General features: G+C 74.9%; 3 protein-coding genes and 1 pseudogene. All 4 read left to right on the forward strand.

The genetic code is table 11. The features are described from left to right. Positions 1-117: 117 nt before the first annotated feature. Positions 118-717, forward strand: a complete 600-nt coding sequence (locus tag GTW08_RS17325) for a hypothetical protein (protein ID WP_073577253.1) — start codon at positions 118-120, stop codon at positions 715-717. Then, complete coding sequence (locus tag GTW08_RS17330) at positions 714-2618, forward strand: alpha/beta hydrolase family protein (protein WP_304580180.1); 1905 nt, start codon at positions 714-716, stop codon at positions 2616-2618. Before GTW08_RS17325 ends, GTW08_RS17330 begins: the two co-directional genes overlap by 4 nt. Before the next feature lie 61 nt (positions 2619-2679). Further along, positions 2680-3138 carry a GyrI-like domain-containing protein gene (locus GTW08_RS17335; protein ID WP_073577252.1) on the forward strand — a complete coding sequence of 153 codons (459 nt, stop codon included), beginning with the start codon at positions 2680-2682 and terminating at the stop codon, positions 3136-3138. Between the two features lie 87 nt (positions 3139-3225). After that, positions 3226-3808 (forward strand): annotated as a pseudogene (locus GTW08_RS17340) (ferritin-like domain-containing protein); the annotation flags it as partial.

Raw genomic sequence — 3808 nt, forward strand, 5'->3', positions numbered from 1 at the left:
CGCCGCGGTCGCGGTCGGCACCGCACTCGTCGCGCTGGTGGCGCCCGCGTTCCGTGACCTCGGCGAACCGGGTACGGCCGACGCCGCCGCGCCGGCCCCGGCGACGGCGGGTGCCCGGTGAGCCGGCGGCTGCGGCCGCTGCGCCGCCACCAGATCCTGACCCGCTCGCTGTACGCGGCCCCTCTCCCCGAGCCCGGCGGGCCCGGCGCGATGTGGACCGTCGAGGTCGACCAGGCACGGGACTGGGACGCACGCCTGTACCGCGACGGCGAGCAGGTCGCGCGGGCGGAGATGCCGGCGTCGCTGCCGGTGCCGGGCGGCCGGATCGAGGTCGACGCCGGCCTCTACGGCATCACCCGGATGCACCTGGTCACCGACGACGGCGGAGAGCGCAGGCTGCCCCCGGTGCCCGGCACGCTGGAGTACCGCCGCGCGCGGCTGGCCCGCCGCTCACCGGCGGTGAGCCGCACGATCGCGACGGTCGCCGTCGTCGTGCTGCTCGTCAACCTCGTCCTTGCCGTCCCGGTGGCGCTGGAGCTGCTCACCGGCATCGACGCCGTCGCCGCCCGGTTCGGGACGTTCACCTCACCGGTCGCCCTGCCCGGCTGGCTGAACACGGGCCTGCTGGTCGCGGGCGTGATCGCCGCGGCCGAACGCGCCCTCACCTGGCGCCGCCACCGCGTCGTCGACGCCGAGACGATCTGGACCGCGTTGTGACCGCCACCCCTACCGCCGCCCCGACCCCGGAGTCCACCATGGCCCTGCCCGACCCGATCCCCGCCCGCGACCTGCTGCGGATGCCCGACCGCACCGCTGCCACGATCTCCCCGGACGGCACCCGCATCGCCTTCCTGGCCCCGTGGAAGGGGCGCCTGAACGTGTGGGTGTCCGACGTGGACGGCGGTGGCGAGCGATGCGTCACCGCCGACGAGACCCGCACCGTGCTCCGCTACCACTGGACCGACGACCCCCGCTACCTGCTCTACCTGCAGGACACCGGCGGCGACGAGAACTGGCATGTGTTCCGCGTCGACCTGACCGCGCCGGAGGCACCCGCGGTCGACCTCACCCCGTTCGAGGGGGCGACGACGTTCGGCGTCGAGCAGCGCCCGGAACGCCCCGGGAAGCTGCTGCTGCAGAGCAACGCCCGCAACCCCGTCGAGTTCGACCTGTGCGAGCTGGACGTCGCGACCGGGGAGATGACGGTGCTCGCGCAGAGCCCCGGCGGTGGCGACGGCTGGACCCTCGTCGGCGACGAGCTGCTGCGCGAGACCCTCACCGCGGACGGCGTCGCGCAGGTGTGGCGCGGCGAGGAGCTGGTTGCGACCTTCGACGGTGATGCCCACCCGATCGGCGTGTACCCCTACGAGCCGACCCCGGACGGCACCGGCATCTGGATCGGCACCTACGGCGACGGCGACCGGCTGCACCTCGGCCGGCTCGACACCACCACCGGCGAGGTCACCGAGGTCGACCGCCACCCCGAGCACGACATCGACATCCGGGCCCAGATCTTCCCCAGCCTCCCGTCGGCGCTGATCCGCCACCGCGGCACCGGCGAGCTGCTCGGCGTCCGCTACCTCGGTGCGCGCCAGGAGATCCGGGCCGTCGACCCGGACTTCGCCGAGGTGCTCGTCGCGCTGCGCGGCCTGTGCGACGGGGACCTGTCCGGGGTCTCCGGCGACGTCGACGGGCGCCGCTGGGTGGCGACGTTCGCCCACGACCGCGACCCGCAGACCTGGTTCCACGACCGCGCCACGGGGGAGTCGCGGCTGCTGTTCCGCCCGCGCGCCGACCTCGACCCGGCCGCGATGGCGCCGATGGAGGCGGTCACGGTCACCGCCCGCGACGGCCGGGACATGCTCGCCTACCTGACGCTGCCCGTCGGCGTCGCACCCGAGGGCCTGCCGCTGGTGCTGATGCCGCACGGCGGGCCGTGGTCGCGGGACTGGTGGGGCTTCGACGCGAGCGTGCAGCTGTGGGCGAACCGCGGCTATGCGGTGCTGCAGCCGCAGTTCCGGGGGTCCTACGGGTTCGGTCGCGCCCACATGGAGGCCGCGGTCGGGGAGTTCGCCGGCGCCATGCACGACGACCTGATCGACGCCGTCGACTGGGCCGTCGCCCGCGGGTACGCCGACCCGGACCGGGTCGCGATGTTCGGCGGCTCCTACGGCGGTTACGCCACCCTGGTCGGGGTCGCGTTCACCCCGGGCCGGTTCGCCGCGGCGGTGGAGTACGTCGGCATCTCGAACCTGGCGGACTTCCTGCGCACCGTGCCGGAGTTCACCCGGCCCGGGCTGGTCAACAACTGGTTCCGCTACGTCGGCGACCCGGCCGACCCGGCGCAGGAGGCGGACATGCTGGCCCGCTCGCCGCTCACCCGGGTCGACGACATCCGCACCCCGCTGATGGTGGTGCAGGGCGCCAACGACGTCCGGGTGGTGCGCGCCGAGTCCGACAACCTCGTCGCGGCGCTGCGCGGACGCGGGGTCGACGTCGACTACCTGGTGTTCGACGACGAGGGGCACGCCATCGTCAACCCGGAGAACCTGGCCACCATGTTCGAGGCCGCCGACCGCTTCCTCGCCACCCACCTCGCGCCCCGCGCGGACCGATGAGTCCGCACACCCGGCGCGGTCCACCCCGGTGGACCACCCACCCCGCCGGAAGGACCCGTCCATGACCACCCCCGAGCTCCTCGAGGTCACCGCCTGCCCCACCGCCGTCGTCCGCGGCACGGTCCCGGTCACCGACCTGCCCGCGTTCTTCGACCGCGCCTACTCCGTCCTCCCCGGGACCGTCTCGGGGCAGGGGGTGACGGTGACCGGACCGGCGTTCGCGCTGTACCGGGGGCCGCTGACGACGACCGCCGACCTCGAGACGGGGTTCCCCACCGACCGGGAGGTCACCCCGGACGGCGACGTCGTCGCCGGCTCGCTCCCCGCCTGCCGGGTGGCCCGCGTCGTCCACGCCGGGTCGTTCGACGGGCTCGGCGCCGCCTGGCAGCGGCTGGGGGAGTGGGTCGCCGCGCAGGGCCTGCGCGGCGGCGACGTGTTCTGGGAGGTCTACCTGACCGAGCCGTCGCCGGACATGGACCCCGCCGACCTGCGCACCGAGCTGAACATGCCGGTGATCTGACCGGAGCGGCACCGGTGGGCAGGAGTAAGACCGCGGATCGCGGGTAGGCGTAGTGCGACCCTGTCGCCGCCGCAAGAGGACGTGTTCGTGACCGATACCGCCGCCGTGGTCGCCCAGCTCTGTGTGCTGGAGCAGCTGACCCGCACCGAGAACCGGATCGCGCGCCTGCGCACCGTGCAGGCCCGCACCGACGAGACCCGCCGCGAGCTCACCGACAACGCCCGCCGCGCCGAGGACCGGCTCGGCCGCATCCAGGACGCCCTGCGCGAGCTCGACGCCGTACCCGACCTGGTCGGCGCCGTCGGCGGCCGGATCCTCGCGTTCGTGAAGAGCCAGGTCGAGCAGGCCCAGCGCTTCGACGAGGCGCTGCTCGGGGACCTCGCGCTGGAGCGGCAGCTGCAGGACCGCGCCCGCTACCTGCAGGCGCTGACCGCGTCCGGGCCGGAACGGGTGCACCGCCTCGCCGGTGAGCTCGTCGAGGCCCACAGCGAGACCGTCGAGTGGCTGACCACGGTGCTCGCCGAGGAGGCCGTCGGCGGTCCCGCGCCGCTGCGGGCCACCCCGCTGCAGATCGCGCGCGGCGCCGTCACCGACGCCGTCCGGCTCCCGGCCCGCCTCGGCGCCGTCGGCCTGAACCGGGCCGGGCACGAGCTGACCCGGGCCGGGGAAC

The sequence above is a fragment of the Pseudonocardia sp. SID8383 genome, from assembly GCF_009864975.1.
Classification (GTDB): Bacteria; Actinomycetota; Actinomycetes; order Mycobacteriales; family Pseudonocardiaceae; genus Pseudonocardia; species Pseudonocardia alni.

Excerpts from the sequence above, each read along its gene's own strand:
- GTW08_RS17335 (WP_073577252.1), top strand. The coding sequence starts at position 2,680 with ATGACCACCCCCGAGCTCCTCGAGGTCACCGCCTGCCCCACCGCCGTC.